Origin of the sequence: Algoriphagus chordae (assembly GCF_003254055.1) — a bacterium.
Lineage (GTDB): Bacteria > Bacteroidota > Bacteroidia > Cytophagales > Cyclobacteriaceae > Algoriphagus > Algoriphagus chordae.
Genome location: NZ_QKZT01000024.1, coordinates 1 through 24,237 on the forward strand (window position 1 = coordinate 1; position 24,237 = coordinate 24,237).

The 24,237-nt window shown below is 39.7% G+C and carries 15 protein-coding genes; 7 read left to right on the top strand and 8 right to left on the bottom strand.

The features are described from left to right. The first annotated feature begins 65 nt into the window (after positions 1–65). From istB to LV85_RS19400, 4 genes are all read left to right on the top strand, one after another. The gene (gene istB / locus LV85_RS19385) at positions 66–788 is read left to right on the top strand and encodes an IS21-like element helper ATPase IstB (protein ID WP_111322572.1); all 723 of its coding nucleotides are present in this window, start codon (positions 66–68) and stop codon (positions 786–788) included. 641 nt (positions 789–1,429) lie between these two features. Then, the gene (locus LV85_RS19390; protein WP_111322574.1) at positions 1,430–3,052 is read left to right on the top strand and encodes a fascin domain-containing protein; all 1,623 of its coding nucleotides are present in this window, start codon (positions 1,430–1,432) and stop codon (positions 3,050–3,052) included. Between the two features lie 239 nt (positions 3,053–3,291). After that, positions 3,292–5,133, top strand: coding sequence for a DUF885 domain-containing protein (locus tag LV85_RS19395; protein WP_111322576.1), 1,842 nt, complete (start codon positions 3,292–3,294; stop codon positions 5,131–5,133). Positions 5,134–5,443: 310 nt separating this feature from the next. After that, on the top strand, positions 5,444–6,787 hold the full coding sequence (locus LV85_RS19400) for an ammonium transporter (RefSeq protein ID WP_245942382.1): 1,344 nt from the start codon (positions 5,444–5,446) through the stop codon (positions 6,785–6,787). Positions 6,788–6,933: 146 nt separating this feature from the next. Here LV85_RS19400 and LV85_RS19405 read toward each other — a convergent pair whose 3' ends face one another. Then, on the bottom strand, positions 6,934–8,325 hold the full coding sequence (locus tag LV85_RS19405; protein ID WP_111322578.1) for a short-chain fatty acid transporter: 1,392 nt from the start codon (positions 8,323–8,325) through the stop codon (positions 6,934–6,936). Positions 8,326–8,872: 547 nt separating this feature from the next. On the opposite strand from LV85_RS19405, the gene LV85_RS19410 reads away from it, so the two are divergent. Next, positions 8,873–9,505, top strand: coding sequence for an ABC transporter ATP-binding protein (locus LV85_RS19410; protein ID WP_111322580.1), 633 nt, complete (start codon positions 8,873–8,875; stop codon positions 9,503–9,505). Then, entirely contained in the window at positions 9,498–10,559 is a 1,062-nt protein-coding gene (locus LV85_RS19415) for a hypothetical protein (RefSeq protein WP_111322582.1), read from the top strand. The genes LV85_RS19410 and LV85_RS19415 overlap by 8 nt, the downstream gene beginning before the upstream one ends. Before the next feature lie 2 nt (positions 10,560–10,561). On the opposite strand, the gene LV85_RS19420 is transcribed toward LV85_RS19415, so the two are convergent. Then, positions 10,562–11,965 (bottom strand): sugar porter family MFS transporter, encoded by a 1,404-nt coding sequence (locus LV85_RS19420; RefSeq protein ID WP_111322584.1) that lies wholly within the window; start codon positions 11,963–11,965, stop codon positions 10,562–10,564. A gap of 339 nt (positions 11,966–12,304) precedes the next feature. Here LV85_RS19420 and LV85_RS19425 point away from each other — a divergent pair, with 339 nt between their 5' ends. Then, complete coding sequence (locus tag LV85_RS19425) at positions 12,305–16,546, top strand: NACHT domain-containing protein (RefSeq protein ID WP_111322586.1); 4,242 nt, start codon at positions 12,305–12,307, stop codon at positions 16,544–16,546. Between the two features lie 51 nt (positions 16,547–16,597). On the opposite strand, the gene LV85_RS22110 is transcribed toward LV85_RS19425, so the two are convergent. The 6 genes from LV85_RS22110 to LV85_RS19450 form a co-directional block, all read right to left on the bottom strand. Next, positions 16,598–16,735, bottom strand: coding sequence for a hypothetical protein (locus tag LV85_RS22110; protein WP_158531213.1), 138 nt, complete (start codon positions 16,733–16,735; stop codon positions 16,598–16,600). Between the two features lie 130 nt (positions 16,736–16,865). Continuing rightward, on the bottom strand, positions 16,866–18,410 hold the full coding sequence (locus LV85_RS19430; protein ID WP_111322588.1) for a sulfatase family protein: 1,545 nt from the start codon (positions 18,408–18,410) through the stop codon (positions 16,866–16,868). A 563-nt stretch (positions 18,411–18,973) separates the two neighbouring features. Further along, positions 18,974–19,489: a phytanoyl-CoA dioxygenase family protein gene (locus LV85_RS22410; RefSeq protein WP_317046472.1), complete on the bottom strand. Its 516-nt coding sequence runs from the start codon at positions 19,487–19,489 to the stop codon at positions 18,974–18,976. 6 nt (positions 19,490–19,495) lie between these two features. Continuing rightward, positions 19,496–19,774 carry a hypothetical protein gene (locus LV85_RS22415; protein ID WP_317046473.1) on the bottom strand — a complete coding sequence of 93 codons (279 nt, stop codon included), beginning with the start codon at positions 19,772–19,774 and terminating at the stop codon, positions 19,496–19,498. Between the two features lie 954 nt (positions 19,775–20,728). Next, a complete protein-coding gene (locus LV85_RS19445) occupies positions 20,729–22,417 on the bottom strand; it encodes a sulfatase family protein (RefSeq protein ID WP_111322589.1) in 1,689 nt (562 codons plus the stop codon). A gap of 78 nt (positions 22,418–22,495) precedes the next feature. Next, positions 22,496–24,130 carry a sulfatase family protein gene (locus LV85_RS19450; RefSeq protein WP_111322590.1) on the bottom strand — a complete coding sequence of 545 codons (1,635 nt, stop codon included), beginning with the start codon at positions 24,128–24,130 and terminating at the stop codon, positions 22,496–22,498. Positions 24,131–24,237: the final 107 nt, after the last annotated feature.

Sequence of the window (24,237 nt, forward strand, 5' to 3'; positions counted from 1 at the left end):
AAACACCAGAACTTAAGGGGAAAAGCATATTACAGTAACCAACAGACAATTAAATTTTAACAACTATGACAAACCAGATCCAATCGCAGCTTGCCAGACTCAAGCTGCACGGCATGTCCAAAACATGGACGGCCCTCATGGAAACAAGAAAAAACCAAAGCCTCTCACTCACTGAGGGTCTTGAACTGTTGCTACAGGCGGAAGAACTTGAAAGGGACAACAGAAGGTTCAAAAGGCTTGAAACCAATGCGGCATTCAGGTATAAAGCTTCCATAGAGGAGCTCAAACTGGACAAGGTAAGAGGCCTTGACGATCTGCTTCTCACCACACTTGCAACCGGAGAGTTCATCAATAAAGGGGAATCAGTCCTGATTACCGGTGCAACAGGGTGCGGAAAAAGCTATATGGCTTCTGCGCTGGGACACCAGGCCTGTATTCTGGGATTTAAAGCCGCTTACTTCAATACACAGAAACTGATGCTTAAAACAAAAATGGCAAGGCTGGAAGGGACAGTAATGAAATTCTTTGACAAACTGGCCAAGACAGACCTGCTGATCATGGACGACTTTGGACTGACACACCTGGAACAACAGCAGAGGATAGATTTTATGGAAATGATAGAAGACAGGCACGGGAAGAAATCAACCGTAATCGTCAGTCAGCTGCCCGTTTCGAGTTGGTACGATATCATCGGGGAAGAGACCATTGCCGATGCTATTCTTGACAGATTGGTCCACTCATCTTACAGGATAGAGCTAAAGGGGGAAAGTCTCAGAAAAAAAATGTAAACTTGTCAGCCTAACAGATTATAGTACCAAACCCATTTTTAGAGGGGTCAATATGACCGGAACAGGGGTCAGTATTGTCCGGAATATCCATCAATAAGTTAATGTTATTGAAGTATAGTATTTCAAGCCTCCATAGCCAAGAAACCTCTATCCATTTAAGAGAGGATTTAATTTAAAGGATCCTTTCCATTTCAAAATAAAATGCAGACCTTGAAAAGGCGATAGTATCTGCCTCTTTTTTGAAGGGTACTTTTAAGGACCTGGGATTTTTAACAAAAACCAGTACGATATCCCAGTATTTTGTAAGGGATACAACAGAATAAAGCGGAAATGGCATTGACCTCATTTAGACAGACTCTTCTAGGCCATTTCAATTCAAAAACTACTGTATAAGCAGTTATCCTGAGTTTATTTAGTGAAAAATCCAGGATTTTGAAGTACCATTAAGCTCTATACTCAAGGTATACAATTGAGCTATTTATGCGGAAAAAACTCTTTGACAAACACAAATAATCATGTACATGAGAATACAACACTATCCCTATAAATGGAAATATTTTTAAGTCAGAATGTATTTCATAAGCAATAAAATCAGATTACTTATTCCCTAAAATTCTTTTTAAAATTCAATACCAATCATTATGAAATCCTCAGAAAATGTTGATGTTAGATTAATTTTTAACGATAGATATCATTGGCTCGCCATGGATAATGCATCAGGCGCAGCTCAGGCACAAGCACTTCCATTACAACTAGTAGAGAAGGCTACACCAGACGAAAATCAAAAATTCGTGTTGGAAATCGTAGACAACTCAGGTTCATTTGCATTGAAAACAGCAGGGAATTACTACATCGGAGTTCCAAGTAATGCTAATCCAGGTCTGTTAGGACATATTGGGAATCGATCAGAAGAGCTAACCTTAATTGAGGAAGCTAATGACACCAATATCACTATCCATTTTTTAGAAAGAAATGTAATATGCCTAAAGACAAAAGAAGGCAAGTACATCTCAGCTACAAATGGCGGAGGAATGCCTGCACCATCAGGATCGTCAAATTGGACTTTCACTACAGACTCTACAAAAGTAGGAACAAACAATTTATTTAAATTCTTGATTCCTGCCCATGAGCAACGTAGACGATCTTTCACATTTGACATAGATCATGTAAAGGCGACATACAATTTGTTACAGCCCTTATTTAGCTCATCCTTAGTGCAAAATATAGGCTCAGCAGTTGCACAGAAAAACTTTATTAACTCTACTAATGAACAATTACTGTCGCAGATAATAAATGCTCCAGAGATAAAAAGACTCACCAATGATAAAGACCCAGTTTATCCAAGACCAGTGCCTGGAGAAGGAAATAGGTCAAGAGACCTTTTCAATGGCCCGCCCAAATCAGTTTCACTTAATTTCGGTGGTGGAGGTGGTGTAGTGATAGCTGGAAGCTTTTTCCAAAGTATAACCTTCGATCTAAATGAATATAGGCCTAACTCTGGAACTGCCATCTACAGTGGATCCTCAAGTCTAGGTGCTGCAGTTGGGCTTGGCTTGGGAGGATCCTCAGGCGCATCAGTGACCATTAATTGGTTCGAAGCCAAAGATGCAGGAGGCTGGTTCTGGGGAGCAGAAGGCAGTCTTGTGGCGATAGCTGGGATAAACGCTGCATTAGGATTTACATTTTCAGGACCGTCTATTACTATTGGTGTTGCAGGCGGATATGACTTAGGGGTATCGATTTCTGGCGGATATAGTTTTTATGAGGGAGAAGGTTTGTATCCTATGAAGGCTGCCCCACATAGTACTCCAGTGAGTATTCAGAAAGCTGTAAGAATCCTCAACATAAGCCGTAATGAGACTTATAAAGGACTTCCAGCAGAAATGATCTTCCAAATTGGCCTTCCATACCCAGCAGGACTCTGGGGGTCATTTTATGTCTTTAAAAGTAACGAAGCTGGAACTGTACCAGTCTACGAGTATATATTGGAAGCCAAGGACAAAGATGGAAATCCAGCACCTATATACTACTATTCAATGAGCAGCGTAACTCCTCAGAGTTTTAAAACACCTGCCAAGCCTAAATTTTATGCTTTTCCAAACGAAATTCCTGGAAAGACTCAACCAATCAATTTGTTCGTAAAGAGACTCCCTAATGACCTACTTCTATATTGGTATACTCCAGTAGGTATAACAAGTAGAGACGGCAATATGCCAAATGGGTATGAGTTCAACAAAGTAGCATTTCATGCATATATTAAATAAATCACAATAGCTGAATACCAGGCAAGCAAATGATATGTTTAATTCTACTTTAGGCATATTATTTCTTGTCTGATGATTTTTTTCAATTGTTAATCCAAAAAAAATTAATCATTCGTCCCGCCTATAGAACAGCCTTGAATATAGACGGATGTTTACAAAACAAGTAGTACACAGAAAGCTAAGTAAAAATAATTCCTTCGCTAATTCTGATAGTCCGTCAACAATAATAAATCATCATTATGAAGCATAATTTTCTAAACTTCCTGCTACAGTTCACCATTCTGACTGTTTTTTTATCTTGTACTGACAGCCCAAAAGAGACCCCTTCCCTACCTGATGGATCCATCGCTGACCGCTTGGCCTATATTGAAAATCCTGAAAACTTTGAGTTGGAAAGTGAACGATTAGAGGCGCTTTTCGAACTCTACTACGAGTACCAAATGAGCACTTCTCCTGCGATGGCGACCATGTTTGGTGATACTACTTATAACCACCTGTGGGATGATATGTCTCTGGAAGGAAAAGATTTACAAGTTAAAAACCTTGGACTTTTTCATGCCACAAAGGACTGGTTTGATTCGGAAAAGTTATCGGATGACCAGAAAATCAACTATGCAATCTACAACCGGATAATTGACGGGGAATACCAACTTTTGGGTTCCTATCCTGAACAGTATTTAATCATTGATCAAGTAAATGGCATTCATCAGATCATTCCTCAAATCCTCCAAATGATGCCTCTGAATAATAAAAATGATGCAGAAAAAATAATTGCTCGACTGCACGGCGTACCGAACTTACTCGCCGGTCTGCAGGAAACTCTAAGGGAAGGTTTGGAAAAAGGCATTGTTATGCCAAAGAACACAGTTGTCCAGGTACCAGCGCAACTACAATCTCTAATTTCTGAAAACCCTGATGAAAGCGTGTTCTACTCGCCTCTTGGCGCAGTCAATGAAAAAATAGATCTGGAAAATCCAGAAACAATTCAGGACATAGCCAGAAAGGCCGTAACCAATGAAATCAATCCAGCCCTGCAGGCATTTTCTGATTTTATGCAAAATGAATACATTCCCAATACCCGAGAAACATTTGGTTTGAGTGATCTGCCAAATGGGGCTGCATGGTATGACGAACGAGTACGGTACAATACTACCACCAATTTGACTGCTGATGAGATCCATGAACTAGGCAAACAGGAGGTAGAAAGGATCAGGCATGAAATGCTTGGGATTATGGAACAGGTTGGATTTGAAGGCAGTCTGAATGAATTCAACGAGTTTATGAGAAATGACCCACAATTCTACTTTGATAGCCCTGAGGAATTGATGATGGCCTATCGTGATATTTGCAAACGAATAGACCCGATGCTTCCCAAGCTCTTTGGACACTTACCCAGACTTCCCTATGGTATTAAGGAAATCCCTTCTTATGTAGCAAAAAGTTCCCCTACTGCATATTATCAGCCAGGTTCTCTTAAAGGAGGTATAGCAGGCTATTTTAATGTGAACACTTATGATTTAAAAAGCAGACCTAAATATACCATGGAGGCACTAGCCATACATGAAGCGGTGCCTGGGCATCACCTGCAATTAGCTATTGCTCAGGAATTGGAAAATGTCCCAAAATTCAGGACAACTATATATTTATCCGCTTATTCCGAAGGATGGGGATTGTATTCCGAGTCGCTGGGAGAGCAGCTGGGATTTTATACAGATCCTTATTCCAAATATGGTCAATTGACAGGGGAAATATGGCGCGCCATCAGGCTGGTGGTCGATACAGGAATTCACAAGTTTGGCTGGACGAGAGACCAAGCGATTAACTATTTCAAAGAAAATTCAGGGATCGCAGAAAACGACATCATTGTAGAAGTGGATCGATATATAGCTTGGCCTGGACAGGCGGTTAGCTACAAAATCGGAGAACTAAAAATAAAGGAATTAAGAAAAATAGCTAAGGAAAAACTTGGCGAAAAATTTGAAATCCGAGCCTTCCATGATGTGGTATTGGGTAGCGGCACTATTCCACTAGATGTATTGGAAGAAAACGTAGATAACTGGATAGCAGCAGAATCAATTTAAAATGGCGCTATTAAGCATTGAAATACTAATATATTTCTGCCATCCGAGTAGTTCCGCCGGACAGGTTCGGCCACACTTTTCCTCCCCTTCTCAAAATTAAATCTACCCGCTCACTGAGTTTCTTGAAGTATGTCGATCTGTCTAAGGAAATAATAAGGATAGTAAAGTTCTGTGTTCGACACATTTAGAGACAGATATCGGAGTTTCTCAACCAGCCCTTTTTTTGATCATTTCCGCCTCTGGATTGATTTTTTATTCTGTAATTATCAAATAATACAGAATAAAACATTAAATATTCTACTTTTGGGGCATGGAAAAAAGTGGAATGAAATTCAAGTGGAAAGTAGCGTTTCTGATTACGATTGCAGCACCAGTATTAGGGTTATTCTGGAAACACAGCCAGCCTATACTTGAGAATTTTGGAACAGACAATGATTTGGTCTTTGCTGACATCGCTTGGTTGCTCACAGCTTCCTGCTTGGTTTTACTAATGACGCCGGGACTCTCTTTGTTCTACGGAGGAATGGTTAGCAAGAAAAACCTCATTTCCACCATGCTACAAAGTTTCATCTGCTTAGGAGTAGTTACTATGCTTTGGGTGGTCGTAGGTTTCAGCATCGCCTTTGGAGATCCCATCGGCATCACCATTGATGGCGTCAAATACGGTCTTTTCGGAAATCCTTTCCAATACCTATTCTTTGATCAAGTAGCAGAACTACCACACAAAACGCTGGGACCGACGATTCCATTTATCCTATTCGCTCTTTTCCAAATGAAATTCGCAGTGATCACACCAGCGATTATTACTGGATCCTTTGCGGAGCGCGTTAGATTTATCGGTTATCTATTCTTTATCGGCATCTTTTGCGTATTCGTCTATGCTCCGCTAGCACATATGGTCTGGCATCCAAACGGACTGATTGGATCTTATTTCGGTTTATTGGATTTTGCAGGAGGTACTGTGGTGCATATCAGTGCAGGTCTAGCCTCGCTGGCTGGAGCTTTATTTTTAGGAAAAAGAAACAAGCCTCGACACGAACCATCGAACATCACCTATGTGCTTCTGGGAACAGGAATGCTTTGGTTTGGCTGGTTTGGATTCAATGCAGGTTCTTCTTTTGGCGCAAATGCCACTGCAGCCTTAGCTTTTGCCACTACCACGATCAGTTCTGCCACAGCCATGATGACTTGGGTGCTATTTGATAGAATTCAGGGAAGAAAAATTTCTGCTTTGCAAGCATGTATCGGTGCAGTAGTGGGGCTGGTAGTCATCACCCCAGCAGCTGGATACATCACCGTTCCGGAAAGTTTCTTTTTCGGCGCAGTAGGCGCAATAGTTTCAAATATGGCTATGCATGCCAAATTCTTTAAGCGAATAGATGACACCTTAGACGTTTTTGCTTGTCACGGAGTCGGTGGCATAATGGGAATGATCTTAACAGCGATATTTGCCGGCAAGGAAGGTTCTAGCTTACTCCATGGAGGCTGGGCTATTTTCGGTTCACACATGCTCGTATTGGTAGGTGTTTCGATCTTTTCCTTTGGAATGGCCTATGCGATTTTCTTCCTACTCAACAAGTTTGTAACGCTACGAGTAAGGCCAGAATACGAGGAAGTAGGATTGGATATTTCGCAGCATGGAGAGTCCATTTAAGGAGATGATGTAAATCTCTTATTTGGATATTTGCAATTACTGCGTAGCCATAATTTCTCATCATCCCAACTCTAGATTTGAGTTACAATGGCCGAGGCTGAGTGCTGATTGATGGGCTTGCCGAGATCATTCTGGCTATTAAACCCCTAAATCGGAACATAAACCACCATAAGTGACCAGGCAATAAAAAACACCAAGAATGGTATAATTAAATACCCCATTACATCTCTAGCTTGTATCTTAATTCCCAGGCCCATAACTGGAAGAATAATCAGCAGATAGAAAGGCTGAAGGCAATTTGTAAGAGTTTCCCCGTAGGCAATAGATAAGGCTGACCTAGCAATCATCTGGTTTACCTCTTGTTCTGGTAATCCCTCGCCAATTTCTCTCACAGCATTAATAATACTAGGTCCAATTACGGCAAATTCCCCACCTGCAGAAGGAATCGCAAAATTGACCAATCCCCCACTGATAAAGGCTAAAAGCGGATAGGTATCAATCGTTGCAATGGACACCATAGCTTTTGCGAGTTGATCACCTAATCCAGTATGAATCATTATCCCCATTATCCCGGCATAAAAAGGAAATTGGAACAGGATTCCTGAAATATTCATACTTGAACGTTTCATGGCTATGACGTATCGTATGGCTGTTTTATGCAAGAACATCCCCACAATTAGGAAAATGAAAATCATAATATTCAAATTGATATCCATGCCATTTGCGCTGAAATGATATACGATATAGGCAAGCCCCATTGCAGCTACAAAGTATTGTAATATGCTACTGCTATTCAGCTTATCTGAAACAGTATTTACGCTATGATTCATACTCTCCGCTTCTTCTTTGATGGTGGAAACATCCTTTTGATTTCCTTCTATCAGCATTTCTTCAAGTCCTTGTTCTTCCTTTGGAATTAATAGATAAACAATAATAGGTGAAACCACTACTGAAAAAATGATAATTGATATATTCAAAATGGATCCAAGAGTATAGGAAGTTGAAATTGTGCCAGACAAAATCCCCGCTTCAATCAGGTAGTTATTTTCTGTATTAAGTAAAAGTGGAATCGAACTGGAAAAGCCAGAAACCCAAAATACTCCCGAAAAATATACACAGGCAATGAGATATGGATAATTGATTCCCTTAATTCGTAAGGCCAACTCCCTAGCCAAGACGGCAGTGATCACAATCCAACCCCAACTAATGCAACTAAGTATCATCCCAACTACAATTATGAACGGATATACTTGCTTGGGTCTATGAATGTATTGGGTCAACTTGTAAATCAACTTCTTCACTATGGGAGATAGCGCAATACAATATCCAGTAACCAGTATGAGAATCATTTGCATGCCAAATTCAAGAAGCATCCAAAAACCTTCGTACCATGCTTGAATGACCTGCATTATGGAAGAATCGGTCCAAATTAAAGCCGAAAATCCAATGATAATTGTTAAAACCAATGCAAAGACAAATGCATCAGGCATATACTTTTTAAAAATCTCGGTGAATCTTGCACCTAGTGCCTTAATCATATTTGTATTATTTAGTTATAAAAAAGCAATTCAAAGGTGGGCCAATAAGTACATACACTTAAATCTTTGAATTGATACTAAAACACATTTTCGGAGAGAACTCAATTTTACTCAGGCCTTCTAAAAATGTCGCCTCGGTTAAGTTTGTATTCGCCAAAAATAGAAGCAAATAGAACATATCATGAACTGCAAAGCACCTTAAGTTATTCATTATCATTGATGTGCACAAGTACCCATGCAATGTTTGAGTTTGTGGTTCAATCGGGACTTGAGCATCAGTGGACATAAATCCTTGCAAATTGACCCACTGAAACTTCCTAGTAGATCACTGGAAAGTCGTGAAAAAACTAAAATCATGTGTTTACTATCCTCAGTAAATTCACATCTAGGATGGTTAAAATTCCTAAACATCTCCTTCTATTACCTAGAAATTCTGAAATTGATTGTTTATCCAGAATACTTAATCCTGCTTCTGGAGAAGAAGGATAACTGCGCACTTTGCCTGACTTCTGCGTACTCTGTGGTTAAATAACGTCAAGTAATATACATGCTCGAAATCCAGCACTTCAAAAAAACATATCCTACTGGCTTCCATATGGAGATTGACTCACTCCATTTGAGCAAAGGCATACATCTAATCAAGGGAGAAAACGGTTCGGGAAAGTCCACTTTACTCAAGTCTATTGCCGGGATTCATGCATTTGAAGGTGAGATTAAGTTGGACGGAATTTCGCTGAAGAAAGACCCTATCCCTTTTCGTAAGCTTGTCAACTACTCTGAAGCAGAACCCTTATTCCCTGAATTCCTAAGTCTTGACGAATTGATTGCTTTTGTAGCCAAAACGAAAGGAGCTGACAATTCTCAGATTACATCTTTAAAAGAAATCTTGGGGATCGGTGATTTCTCGAAAAATGCTATTTCTACCTATTCCTCCGGGATGTTGAAAAAAGCAGGATTGATCTTGGCGTTTCTGGGCAAGCCAAATTTGATTATTTTGGATGAACCCTATACCACTATCGATGTGGGATCGCAGAAGCGTTTGACGGAACTGATCAACCAGCAACTTCAACAGGGCACCAGTTTCCTGCTTACTTCCCATATCGCGGACTTTGAAGGGTTTTTCGCTTACGACTCTGTACTGACTATCGCTGAAGGAAAACTTATTCAGAATCATGAATGAGCTGTTTTTCAAATCATTTGTAATCACCTTCTACCGGGCTTTTTTAGGCTTCTTTATTTTGGTCCTCGTCGTATTCGGGGTCTTTATGGAAATGACTCAGCATCTTATGATTGCTGAGCGTGTCCTTCAGAATCCCACTGGCTTTTACGCAGTACTATTCATTTTTCTTGCTTATGCAATTCTTCAAAAACGATTTCAGATTCGCCTTGTAAACGAAAAGCACTATCGGGTTTTTCATCAATTAGGTTTTTTATCCTGGAAACAACTCAGTTGGAGTTTTCTTCCTGTCTGGCTAGCAAATCATGTGTTGATATTGGTCTATTCTATTTTGCTGAGCTATGTAGGAATTGGGATTCATGCTGGAGTAAAACTTGGGATACTTTGGCTTTTCCTTATCGGGATTTTTCTGGCTGATATCACACTCCTTTATTTTAAACTCAAAAAGCCATTTCCCGAAAGCACACGAGTTAGACCTGCAATTTTCAAGAAGCTGAAGTTCGAGTTTTGGTTTTTGATGCATTTGAGAGAAAACAGAACCCTGCTGATTCTGGCAGTGAAAATCATCAGCATCTTCCTGCTGAATGGATTTTTCTACTTCTATTTTGGTGGTGGCTACGACCTGCGTTGGCTGGAGTTTGGATTGCTTTGTGCTGCTTATATTCACTTCCCTCTTTGGCTGGAGAAGCACAACTTCGAAACAGACCAACTACCCTATTTTCTCAATATGCCGCTCAGCGTAGCAAGGAAGTCGTGGCAGCATATCGTCCCTATGGTTCTCATTCTTTTGCCTGAACTCGTCTTGTTGATTTATAAATTTGGCACGAGTGAAAATCTATCCGCTCTAGCCTCTTTACTCATTCTTTTAATCTCTCTGAATATGGGATTGAATGGAATGATCAAATTGATAAAAGACCAAGAAAGGGCTTTAAAATTATCCTATTTGCTTTTCTTCCTACTTTTTCTTCTCGTGATATTCGGGATTCATCCGGCTATCATTTCAGGGATTTGTTTGATTCTTTTTTTGGTTTCGGTGAGATCTAGTTATTCTATCTGATTTCACCCCACCAATTCCTTTTCTATCTCTTCCAAGGACTTCCCTTTAGTCTCTGGCAAAACGAAATAAATCACCAGGAACCCAAAAGCGCAGATAGCACCATACAACCAAAAGTTATTTGCCCATCCTAGGTTCTCACGGATTGCTGGGAAGAAGTAGGTCAAGGTGAAGTTCCCAACCCAGTGCGCAAGCGCTCCGATGGAAATAGCAGCCCCACGGATTCGCGTAGGGAAAATCTCTGAGAGCACTACCCAAAGCAAGGGTGCCAAGGTGAAGGAATAAAACATCACATTGGTCAATACAGCAAATACTACAGCATTTCCGCCAAGATCTATGTAGAAAAAGTAACCGATCAGACCATACAAAATTGCCATCGCAGAAGTACCGATCAGCAGGAGTTTCTTCCTGCCAAATCTATCCACAGTGAAAATGGTGATGAACACCGATAGCACCATCACCCCGCCAATCACCACGATATTCAACATCATCTGCTTGAGATTGTAACCAGCAGCCTGGAAGATATCCGCAGCATAATAAATCACCACATTGATCCCAGACCACTGCTGAAGAAAAGCCAAGAAAATACCGATTCCGAGTAGTTTCATAATTCGCTTCTGGAACAATTCCTTCAGATTCACTTGGCCGAAATCCCCCTCCTTCAAGGTAGTTTTCACCTCGGCGATAGAATCCTGAGCGTAGTTCTCTCCACCGATTCTCACAAGAATCTTTCGAGCTTTATCTTCCTCCTTATTCTTGATCAACCAAGGCACAGACTCAGGCACGAAGAACATTAAACCAAAGAATAAAAGCGCAGGTACAGCTTCTGCAGCAAACATCCATCTCCAGCCGTTTTGACCAGACCAACTCGCCGCTATCATCTCGAAAGTAGCATCATCGGCTAATTGCGTATCCGCAAGTGAAATCTGCCAGTTGATCAACTGAGCCAGCAAAACTCCGATCATTATTAGCAGCTGGTTAATCGTCACCATTTTACCGCGTTTCTCTGGAGGCGAAAGTTCGGCGATGTAAAGCGGTGAGAGGTTTAGCGCTACTCCCATCGCTACACCGCCGATGATTCTATAGAAATTGAATTCCCAGAAAGTAGCAGCCAAGGCAGTTCCTATAGCCGATATGGAAAACAATAAACCTGAGGCGATCAGCAACCTTTTCCTCCCCAACTTATCCGAAATCAAGATGCAAATCCCCGCTCCGATCATGCAGCCAATCAGAGCTGAGCTTGTTCCCCAACCCTGATCGCCCACCGAAGTAATATTGAAAAAAGGCTCGTAAAATGGCTTGGCCCCTCCTATCACCACCCAATCGTAGCCAAACAAAAACCCTCCCAGAGCAGCAGTAAGGCTAATCAGCCAAAGATAAGTTTGGTTGTAAGTATAGGTCGGCTTCATGGGTTCAGGTTAGGGTTTGGGATAAACGAAATCATAAAATAGGGCTTTTTAGGATTTTAGCAATCCTGTGGTTACTTCTGGAAAGAACAGTCAAGGGATAAAAGTAGCAAGAGAGGATGATAGAAAAAGATCTTCGACTATTTGATCTATCCGATAAAAATACCCTGCATAGGGTATGAATTTAAAGTCAAAACTTACTTTCTTGAACTATGAAATTTTCAAGGTAAGAAAGCTACGATTTTGGAGAGAATAAAATAAAAGATAGCTGCGAATGCACAGACATTACCTGAAAATTTAAAAACTCTTAGAAAAAATCACATATTAGATACAATTGAATAAATGAGAAACCCAGTTGAAATACAAGTTTTTGTTTCGAATCCTTCAGATGTAGATCATGAAAAACAAGTTGTAGAGAGTATTTGCGACCGGATAAACAATCAATTAGCTTCGATCCATTGTGATGTTCGATATTTAGTAAAGGAGTGGAGTAAAATAACCGGAAAATTTGGTGTAAATCCTCAAACTGAAATAGAATCTGAATTAGGTAATTACGATCTGTACTTAGGAATATGGTGGAAAAAGTTTGGTTCTGATACTGGAATTATCAATCCAAATACTGGTAAGGACTATGGTTCAGGGACGTACAGAGAATTTTGCATGGCATTTGAAAGTTGGAATACAAGCAAGAATCCTGAAATGTACCTCTTCTTTAAAAAGGAAACACCTACACATATCTTCGACCCAAAGGTAATTACAGAGATTAAAAGGGTAGTTGAATTTGAAATATCCCAACAACGAAATGGATTCTGTAACTCGTTTGATAATGAAAGAGACTTTGAAAGGAAAATTACGGACCTACTATGGTCAAAAGCAACTCAGTTGTGTATGGGTCTCAAAATCGAAAACAAGAAGTCCTTTTTGGAAGAAACAACCATTTATGAAATTACTAATTCTCAATCTCAAATAGAAATAGTACCAGAGACATATATTGCAAGAACTACCTCTCATTTTTCTTCATTCAAAGAAAAACAGAACATACCTTTTATCGAATTAGAAAGACAAGGCCTTTTTCAACTAATTCAATCAAAAAACAGGATCATCTTATTAGGAGATGCAGGTTCAGGTAAATCAACAGAATTAATAAGCCTATTTCATAATCTAAACAAGAAAGAATCACCATTAATACCGTTATTTCAAAAACTCAACTCTTATACACCCGAGAAAGGAATTGAAGAGTTTCTTCCCAAAGTTTGGAAAAAAATCCCTAGTCAATTACTCATAATAATTTGGGATGGATTGGATGAAATTCAGCCACAACATTTTAATACCGCTGTAAGGCAAATCAATGCATTTTCAAATAAATATGAAGAGATAAAAATTATTATTTCCTGTCGTACGAACTTTTATGAATTGCCAGTAAATAATTCGACTGGCACTCTGTCTGGGTTTGAGCCGTATTTGATTAATGATTTAACAATAAAAGATGCTAGTGATTATTATCAAAAGAAATACAATTTACCTGAATCAGATAACTTTATTCAAGAAGCATTTAATACTAATGTTGATGACCTAATAACAAGACCATTTTTCCTTATGCTATTAGCAGATCATTTCAATAGAGAGCAAAAACTTTCTATAAATAGGGCAAATCTATATGAAATGTTCATTCTCAGTAGAATAGAACTTGATCAAAACCATTATAAATCTACAGTTGACTTAAGAAGCAAAAAACAGGAAATTATAGTACTGTTACAAAAGGTAGCGCTTAGCATGGAAACCTTGTCTAAAAATCAGATCAATGAATCCGAGTTATTATTATTAATCACCAGTAAAGAATTTAATTCACTTAAATATTGTACCGCTTTCAAGAAAAGTGATGGTGAGGAAGAAATCTGGCAGTTTGAACACAATAATATTCAGGAATTTCTTGCTGCTAAGGCTTTATCTAATCTTGATTTTGACAAAGTGGTTCAATTCATTTCTTTTGCACCAAAATATGAAAAACTTATACCGAGTTGGGTTAATACTCTGGCATTTTTATTCAGCATTCTTGATCCTAAAAGCAATCTATTCAAGAAATTACTTCAATGGATGCTGAAAAACGAAAAAGAGGTCATAGTTAAATTTGAGCCTGATAAAGTTGCAGAAGACTTGAAAATTCAGATATTTCAGGGAATATTTAACTACTATAAGAATCATGACGTATGGATTAGTTCGAATAAGTTTAGTGATAGAGAGTTGGCAAGATTTGGTCAGTCAGAATCAAATTTGCGTTTCTTAATAGAAGAAATTAAAAACGACGAGAATACAAGGACAGTTCATATAAATGCTATCCGCTTAATAGGTCTTTTTCAAACCGAAGACAATGATGTAAAGACAGAAATAGAGAACCTTCTATTGGAACAAATTGATGGTAACATTAACGATCCAAACTATATCCATACAGTTATATATTCACTTACATGGGCTGGATTTACAGGAGCCAATACTATTGAAAAAATAATGGAAAAAATTGGTAGTCAAAAAAATCAATATATACGAGCTGCCATGTACGCCATTCTTTTAAAATCAGATGTATTGGAAGACTATGTAAATTATTTAATAGAAGGGTATGAGTTAACAGATAAAAAAATAAGTGGTGAAAGAAATGATATTTCTCTTATGGATGAGGAGTGGAATCTTAAAGAATGTGTTAAAAGTATTAAAACCCCAAATGGTATTAAAGAAATAGTTAAGTATATATCAGACAGTACACAGTTCGAATATGGATACGATTCAGAAAAGGTTATTGAAGCCATTGTTACCAATGCTGTGGAAGCATATGGAAAAGACAATTCTGTTTTTAATTCACTTCTTAATTGGTTCAAAAAAGATATCCGAGGATTCAAGTTGGAAAAAACCAACTTAGTTCTTCAATTCTTCGATCGAACAAACACGAGAGAGCAAGCATTCCATGAAATATGGATATGCAAAGAGGATGATAAAGAAAAGAATAATTCATTGGCAATAGCAAAGCTAATAACTCCTGAGTTGATGCAATTCATTATTAATGAGTATTTAGTCAGAAATCTTACAAACAAGGAACTTGAAGGGATCTATTTTGAAATGGGATGGGTAAATAATGAGCATCGAGATCAGTTTGAGAATTTGATACATGAAAAAACAGATTTCGTGATAAAGAAACCTGAACAAATAGACTATAAAGCTTTACGTGAAGAAATGTTGAAAATTGATTTCAATTTACTTTTTGATCAAAAGGCTTTTAAAGAAGCTACATTGGGAGTATTTGAAAAGGAAAAAAAGGAGGAGCTCTCTTTTGATGCATTGTTTGAGATGAGGAAGGAGAACAATAGATGGGTAGATATTAATGAGTATTACCCAAGTATCTCTTTAAGATTGTTAAGTGAATTTGCGAAAAATAGCCAATTCATAAGCAAAGAAAAAGTTATGAAGTGGTTTGAGGGAGACACAAATGAAGAATGGTATAGAATCTCTCATATTTATGAATACATCAAAAACCGTAAGGAGCTGGATATCAATTCTGAACAAATACAATGGATAGAGCAATGGTGTATAGCAAATGTATCGAAGGTGAATTTTAAGGAGGCTATTGAAGTATATGATGATGGCAGAATCACCTATAAAACAATGGCCATGTATATTTGGTATTTTTCAAAGAGGTTTAATATAGATTATTCGAAAAGTGAACTTCTTGACATGCTTTCTTTTGACTTCTTTGAAGGAAATGATTGGATTGGAATAGAATACATTGTTTCTAAACTGGAATATAAAGATATAGTGGATAGAATGCTTGAGAATATTGAGGAGGGTATAGCAGATAGTTCAGTATTAAAGAATCATATCAAATACTTAGCACAAAACAAGGTTAAAGAGAGTTATCCATTCATACTTGATGAAATAATAAATTTGAAAAGAAGCGACTTCCTAAGAAGAGAACTCTTGGACCTGTTTTTCGAATTTACTAAAGACATAGAAAGCATTAAATCAATTATAGATAAAGCGGACCCAATGATTAGATGGGCTATACTTGATAAGCTAAAAGTCATTAACCAAGAATCATTTGTCGAAGAATATTTGCTAAAAATTCTTGAAAAGAGTAATGATAATGAAGTGATCGGGAAAGCAGCAGAAATACTTGTAAGCCTAGGAAACATAAAAGGCCTAAAAGCGTATGTTGCGTGGATTAACCATAATGTTGAAAATAATGTTGACACAAGTCGTGTTAGGTGTTTAAATAGCCTCAGGACCATAGATACTATCCCTTACTTAATTGAACTGCTTGAACTTAGTTATATAAGAGAAATCAAAGTAGATCGATTTGAAAGATTCAACTCTCAAGTACTTGGAGCATTTTATAATATTGCCCTTGTTTCAGAAGATAATTTTAAGCTCGTTAAATTAAGTTTGCAAGAATTCATGAGTGAGAAATCCTCACTGCACGAAAATGTGAAATATATATTACATACTATAGAACGAATAGAAGAGCAATTTTACATGAATAGTTCTCAATCGTATACCATCAAACAAGTAAAAGAGAAACTTAAACTTATAGAAAAATAAAGCCTGCAGGTCGTGCTTCTATATAAGTATGTGGTGGTTGAACACCTTACGTTAACTGCAAAACGTTGCCCTACCCCCCACAACCGGATTCAATTCCGTATCGATCACTTCACCGATCTTTGCTCCCGGGCACCAGGTATTCCAATCGTCAATCTGATTGGCATTCTCCAAGTAGAGTAGAATAGGCATGTAGACTGCTTGGAGGAGTTTTTAACTACGTCTTCCTCTTCCAGTACATTTGGAATTAATCTTGGCAGATGGCGACAGTTGTATCCCGTTAGTTTTTTACCAAAAACATGATCCGAATTAGCAGGATTGATTACTTACTTCTTTTTGCAGTGGACTCACTGTTTTTGTAATCCTCCAAAAGTGTCCTTAATTCCGTGACCTTTTCTTGATTTCTTTCAAATAGATTGTCCCGTTGCTCTGGGTCTTCTTTCATATTAAAGAGAAGTCCTTCGGTATGAAAATCGGTATATCCAGTCAATTCTTTGAATGATTCTGGCAATGGTCTAAGTCCTCCAGTTGAGTCATTGATGTAAAGCCACTCTCCTTTTCTGATCCCCCAGATTTTTGCATTGGTATTGTGAATAGTAGCCTCTCTCAATGGGGAATTATAATCCTTTCCTGTAAAAACCGGGGTAAAATCATAGCTATCAGGTGCTGCTTTTTCTGGAATTTCTATCCCAACAATATTGGCAAGAGTTGCCATCACATCAATCTGTGAAATCACTTCACTGGATACTGATTCAGCTTGAATATGCCCTGGCCATTTTACAATAAATGGAACATGGTGTCCACCTTCCCACACATCTCTTTTTAATCCACGAAAATTCCCCATACTGAAGTGCCCAAAATTCTCGGCTCTTTCCCATGCATAATGCTCCGGGCCGTTGTCGGCACTGAAAATCACAATGGTATTCTCTTCCAATCCCTTTTCTTTGAGAGCTGAAAGCACCTCTCCGATAACCCAATCAGTCTGAACCATAAAATCTCCATAGGAACCCGCTTGAGATTTTCCATCAAACTCATCATTGGGAATAATCGGAGCGTGAGGTGACGGAAGTGCAAAATAGAGAAAGAAAGGCTTGTTTTTGTCCTGGCTTTTGATCCACTCCTTTGCCTTTTTGGTCAAAGTTGGAAGTACCTCATACGGATTCCAGTCCTTTACTTTTGGTCCTGGACGGAACTCCCAGCTCCCTTCTTTTACTTCAAAACCAATATTATTGATGTCCATCGTCTCCGTTGGAGCTTGGATTATTCTGTCATTTTCAACCCAAGCATAAGGAGGGAAATTGATCGTTCCATCACCAAAATAGTAATCAAAGCCCCTGTCCAGAGGCCCGCCGGCGATAGGCTTACTCCAATCAATATCTTCCGATAGGTAGTATTTGGTCATTTGTCCCCATTGGTTGACTTCCGCGGTCGGCTGGTTCTCGAACTCCCAATCCCAACCCAAATGCCACTTTCCTATACATGCTGTGGTGTAGCCATTAGTTTGTAATAGTTGTGGTAATGTAACGTCCGATTCTGCGAAAAATGGTTTCCCAAAAGACCCGACTATTCCAAATTGTCTTCTCCAATGATAGCTTCCCGTTAGTAGAGCGTAGCGACTTGGAGAACAGATTCCAGAAGAGCTATGCGCATCTGTGAAACGCATTCCTTCTCTTGCCAGGTTGTCAAGATTTGGGGTTGGGATTTTGGAATTTGGGTTTTGGATATTTAAGTCTCCATAGCCCATATCATCTGCGTATATGATAACAATATTGGGAGAAGTGGAGGTCTCTATAGAGCAAGCAGAAAGAATTAGAAGCGTCAAGAAGAGAGCGACTACATTAGGTCTAAGAAGAAGGAGTGCCTGCATTTTATCTGTATAGTTTGTGTTCGAGCAATGAAATTAGGCCAATTAACCTAATAAAAAAATTAATCGCATATAAATGGTTTATATCCGATTTGAGACTTTCCGTGAAAATTTGAGATGTAGAGAGTTTCCCGACACATTATGCAATCCAAAGCCCTTATTCCAAACTTCCGGCCACAGGATTCAATTCCGTATCGATCACCTCACCGATCTTCGCTCCCGGGCACCAGGTATTCCAATCATGGATTTGATTTTTTCTAGATTGGGACAAGCCTTAATTACTACTTAAAAGTGTAAAACACCCCTAATTAAACCCCATATTTATCAGGCTATACCCTTTATGATTTTATTTTGTCAGGTTCTAAGTTGACATAATACTTGTTTAAGTCAAGTTTTAACCTTGCTATGATTTACCAATGTTCAGCTGGGAAACAGGTGATTTAGAGTATCAAGGCGACACAAGAAGTACATACTTGAAAGCAGTAAAAGAAGCAGATAATGATATATTTCAGCCACTAATTGAATTTGCAAGATCCTAAGAAAGAAATAGATAAAAGCATGTTAGCCTACCCCCCAGCAATAGGATTCAATTCCGTATCGATCACTTCACCGATCTTCGCTCCCGGGCACCAGGTGTGCCAGTCGTGGATTTGATTGTCATTTTTTGGATTCATCAATTTGGCTTCAGCATCCATGTAGATCACGGTCATCACTTTACGCATCTGATCGGTTTGATTGGCTCCGGCACGATGGAATACCCATCCTGAGTGGAAGCTCACTTCGCCCAAATCAAATGCTTCGATCACATGCTCAAAGTTGTTGATGCGAAGGTTATCCTTGATTTTTGACTCAGACTCATCTCCTATTTGTAGGTCTCGTCCGAATACGATCTGTTGACTTTTGGCTGAAAACTCCAAAGGCCCCATCTCCAGAGGAGTTGCCTGAAGAGGAATCCATACCGTAATCGTATTATCCGTATCTATCGGCCAGTAATACTGATCGGCATGCCAAGGCGTGATTCCTCCACCTGCCTCTTTGAATAAGGCCTGATCGTGGTAAATCCGCACACGCTCACATCCCATCAGATCTTAGGCTATCTGAGCCAACCGCTTGCTCATCACGAGCTCTTTCACTTCCTCAGATTCCGTCCACAAATTGAAAATCTGCAAGAATGCCTTGCTGTAGGTATCCCGCTCCTCCATGGGTTTTTCCTGAGTGTTTTTCCGCTGGACTTCTGCTGAAATCACTTCATTGAAATGTGCGACTTCCTCCGGACTTAGTACCTGCTTGAGTTTGATAAAGTTATTTTCCTGGTAAAAGGCTTTTGCCTCAGGAGAGATTGGGTAGAGTTGATGGAGGTTATTCATGGGCTTGGGGATTTTTACTCAAATTAGGAAGCTCAAATGGCTAAAAAAATAGATTTTAATAAAATGTGATTTTTAGCGCGAACCGTGTCAGTCCGAGGGGAAATTCGTGTCAGTCCGAGCACCCGGAAGACGGGAGTCTTGAGGTCGAGGACATTTATTTTACTTACCTAAAAAAGGCTTCGACTCCGCTACCAAGGAGGTATTATATTTTTTACCACAAACCGTGTCAGTCCGAGCACCCGAGAGACGGGAGTCTTGAGGTCGAGGACATTAATGCTACCTAAATTAAAAGTGGCTTCGACTTCGCTCAGCCTGACATACGACTGCGCTACCAAGGACGTTTTATGTTTTTTACCACAAATCGTGTCAGTCCGAGCACCCGGAAGACGGAAGTCTAGAGGTCGAGGACAAAAATGTAAACTAAATTTAAAAGGGGCTTCGACTCCACTCAGCCTGACAACGACTCCGCTCAGCCTGACAACGACTTCGCTCAGCTTGGCAACGACTTGCTAAGGTATATAGCGGCTTCGCTACCAATGAAAAATTATAAAATTCGCGATATGTATTGCCAGTCCCAGCACCCAGAAAACGGAAGTCTGAAGGCACGAGGACAGTTATGTTACTCACATTAAAAAGGGGCTTCGACTTCGCTCAGCCTGACTAGGACTTCGCGCAGCCTGACATACGACTGCGCTCTCCGCGTTAACCTCCGCGAACTTTGCGGTTAAAAAAAGCCCCAGCGAACTAATCCGCTGGGGCTCTATCATAAGCTAAACTTTAAATTCAGCATCCCAGAAAACAGCCTAGAAAAATTCCTAAAGAGACTTCTAGAATGTTTAACACTAATATTGACGGTACTTCGGTCACCCGTCTCCCGATAGCTATCGGGAGGTCTTCCAGCCAGTTGCCAAAGAAATTAAGGTGACTGACATAATTGAGGATAATCACGAAAATTTATTTCTTTCTATCCTCAAAAATCTTATCGATCAACTCGGTGTTTTTACCACCATTATAAGAGTTATGCTCTTGGATATAGTCTAGGTATTTCTCAATGTATTCTTGACTTAGTTCTGAGCTATCCCCATACTTTTCACGCATATCATCCAACTGCTTATGAAGCTCAGCTCTGATCTCAGCATAAGCGGGATCATCATATACATTGGTCATTTCCATAGGATCCTTCAATCTATCGATCAATTCCCACTCGTCATTGTCAAAGTAGTAGTGAACCAATTTATACTCCTTGGTAATGATCGCATAGTGACGCTTCACCATGTGTACTGAAGGATATTCGTAATAGTGATAGTACACCGCTTCACGAGTCCACTTATCTGTTTCGCCAGTAAGCAGTGGCAATAAACTTTCGCCCTGCATATCTGAAGGTGCATCGATTCCTGCTGCTTCCAAGAAAGTCTGCGCGAAATCAAGATTCTGAACCATTTCGTCAGATTTGATTCCAGCTTCAACTTTACCCGGCCAAGCCATCAATAAAGGTGTTTTGAAAGACTCATTGTACACAAAACGCTTGTCAAACCAGCCATGCTCACCCAAGTAAAAACCTTGATCCGAAGTATAGACGATGATCGTATTCTCCATCAAATCATTTTCCTCCAAATAATCCAACACACGACCTACATTCTCATCTACAGCTCTGATCGTACCTAGGTAATCCTGCATGTAGCGCTGATATCTCCACTTCATCTTATCCTCTTCTGTCATACTAGGATAGGCTTTCTTAAAGTCTTCATTGACTTTCATATAGGCCTTATCCCAGTTTGCTCGCTGAGACTCATTCATTCTTCCAACTTCTCTCTCAAATGCTCCTTTGTCCCAACCTGAGTTTTCGGCAATACCCAATTCATCCATTACCTCAGGATATACTTTGGAATCACCTGACCAGTGCATATCTGTCAACAGATTCATTTCCGCCTCATGAGCAGCTCTTCCTCTTCCAGAGTAATCATCGAACAAAGTTGCTGGCTCTTTGAAAGTCCTGTTGGTAAATTCCTCCACATGGCGTTCTGCAGGAAGCCACTCACGGTGTGGTGCTTTGTGCAAATACATGAGCATAAAGGGCTGATCGGCTTTACGTTCATTCTGCAACCAATCCAAAGTCATATCGGTAATAATATCCGTCACATAACCCTCAACTTTGATATTACCCTCATTTTTGGTGATGAAATCAGGATTGTAATACGCTCCCTGACCTGGCAGAATCTTAAATTGATCGAAGCCTTTTGGACTGTTGCCAAAGTGGAGCTTACCAAACATGGCAGTTTGATAACCTGCATCATGAAGAATCTGAGGGAAAGTCACATTGGTAGTATCGAAAGGAAAGTGATTATCCACTTTACCATTGATATGAGAATGCTTACCCGTCAAAATAGTGGCACGAGAAGGTGCACAGATAGAATTGGTCACGGATGCATTGGTAAACAGCATCCCCATATCGGCAATTCGGTCGATATTCGGTGTTTCGATGAGGGTATTATCATAGGCCGAAATCGCCTGATAAGCATGATCATCAGACATGATGAAAATGATATTTGGTCTCTCCGCTGTATTAGCAGCCTCCTCTGGCTTGCAGGAAAAAGCAAGTACGGCTAGAGAACCGAGGAAAATCGATTTTAAAGTATGTTTCATTTTAAGGTATTATTTCAGATTCTACGCTGAAGTTAGACGGATAGAGCCTTTTGGTCTAATTCTGCCCTACACCAGCATCTATTTATTATTTCGACGGTTATAAACTTCCATGTACTCGTCCAAGAAGCGTTTGTCATTCGCGTCGCTGTCACCATATTTTGCTCTCACTTCATCAAACTTCTTGTGCATCATTTCCCGTACATCAGCATAAGCAGGGTCATCGTACACAGAATTCATCTCACGTGGATCTTTTTCCAGATCGTACAATTCCCACTCGTCAATGTCATAATAGAAGTGAATCAGCTTGTAGCGATCTGTAGCCACTCCATTATGTCTTTTCACACTATGCTCAGCAGGGTATTCATAATAGGTATAATACACGGCATCTCTCCAAACATCGCTTTCTCCGCTCACGAGCTTTCTGAAAGATTCTCCCTGCATTTCCTGCGGAATATTGATCCCTGCATAATCAAGGAAAGTTGGAGCAAAATCTAAGTTCTGCACTAGGCTTTTGATAGAAGTTCCTGGCTTGATCTCCTTCGGAAATTTCATCAAAAGAGGCGTACGGAATGACTCCTCGTACATAAAGCGCTTGTCAAACCAACCATGCTCTCCTAAGTAAAAACCTTGATCAGAAGTGTAAACTACGATGGTGTTTTCAGCCAAGCCATTTGCTTCCAAATAATCCAACACCTCACCTACTCCATCATCCACAGACTTGATCGTACGTAGGTAGTTTTTGATGTAGCGATTGTATTTCCAGATAGCGATCTCACGCTTCTTCTCTAGGCTCAATGTTTTTTCGTCCAATTGGCCGTATGCTTTCAAGAACGCAGCATTTTTCGGATCAAAAGCTGCTCTCCAAGCTTCCAACTGCTCTGGATTAAGGCGCTGCAATTGCCCTTTCAGATTTGTACTATCTCCATAAGGGTCAACTTCCAGCATTAAGTCCAATCCCCAACGCATGATCTCGTCGATCTCCATTTCCTGCTCACGAGCAGCAGTTCCTCTTCCCTGATAGTTTGTTTCCTCATCAAAGAAATTAGCTGGAGGAGTAAATTCCTTATCATCATATAGCGTCAAGTACTCAGGTGCCGGCTTCCAGTTTCTATGCGGAGCCTTTTGGTGGTATAGCAAAACGAAAGGCTTTTCCTTATCTCTGCCATTCTCCAACCAGTCCAAGGCCAGGTCAGTCGTGATGTCAGTCACATATCCTTCGATTCTCTTTTTCTCTCCATTGATCAAAAAGTCTGGATTGTAGTAATTCCCCTGACCTGGTAGTACCATAGAATAATCAAAACCCTGAGGCTGCCCATCCAGGTGGATTTTGCCAATAAGCGCCGTAGCATAACCATTTGCTTGCATCAGTTTTGGGAAATTGTCCTGCTCCCAATCAAATGGCTGAATGTTATCCACCTTGCCGTTCATAAAGCTATGCTTTCCTGTCAGTAGCACTGCCCTAGAGGGAGCACAGATCGAATTGGTCACGGTAGCACGAGTGAAGATCGCCCCATCTTTGGCTATTCTATCAATATTTGGAGTTTCGTTCAAGCCTTCACCATAGGCAGAGATCGCCTGGTAGGCATGATCATCAGCCATAATAAAAACTATGTTCGGACGCTTTTCGCTTTGCTCCTCAGTCTCAGTTGGCTTACAGCCAATGGCCATGACAATTAAAACTGAAAAGCAGGTCAGTTTAAATAAAGAATTCATCAAGTATAAAAGGTTAAGTGTAAATCAAACGACGAGCTTATAAGCTTTTCAACATTAAGGTAAGTTAAAAGTAATAGCTAAATGATAGATTCCAATAACTTGGTCTA